This window comes from Glutamicibacter soli (assembly GCF_003309065.1).
In the GTDB taxonomy this organism is placed as follows: domain Bacteria; phylum Actinomycetota; class Actinomycetes; order Actinomycetales; family Micrococcaceae; genus Glutamicibacter; species Glutamicibacter soli.
The window spans coordinates 1-555 of record NZ_POAF01000021.1 but is presented as its reverse complement, the minus strand read 5'-3'; the positions used below and the strand labels follow the sequence as shown (position 1 = coordinate 555).

Annotated in this window: 1 protein-coding gene; it reads right to left on the bottom strand. The window is 65.0% G+C overall.

What is annotated here, in order from left to right:
* Positions 1 to 555 (bottom strand): fatty acid desaturase (locus C1H84_RS17850; protein WP_181728199.1); only part of this gene is annotated, 555 nt, incomplete at both ends.

Here is a 555-nt window from a genome sequence, read left to right as displayed (position 1 = left end):
GGCGCCCAGGTACAGGGCAATGCGCAGGCCGATCGAGATCAGTTCGCGGCGGCGGTGCTTCACCCGCCGGCCGACGAACAGGTACTTGATCGACTGCAGATGCAGGTTCAGCCCTTCCAAGGTCAGCAGCGGGAAGAACAGGTAGCCTTGGCGCTGGGTGATCCACTTGAGCAGGCCGCGCTGGCGCTTCGCGTCGGCCGGCTGGAACGAGATGGTGTCCCATTCGATGTCCGGGTCCTTGCCGATGGTGTTCGGAGTTGCATGGTGTTTGCTGTGCTTGTTGATCCACCACTGGTAGCTGATGCCGACCACGAAGTTGGCCAGGAAGCGGCCGAGCTTGTCGTTGGTTTTGCCGGAAGCCAGGATCTGGCGGTGCGCCGCTTCGTGGGCTAGGAAGGCGAACTGGGTGAGCAAGAGGCCAAGCGCGGCGGCCATGAGCAGCTGGAACCAGCTCTCGCCCAGCAGCAGCATGCCTGCCACGGTGCCCGCCAGCAACGCGGCAAGCACGATGCCGATGCCCAGGTAATGCCCGGGCCGGCGCCGGATCAGCCCGGC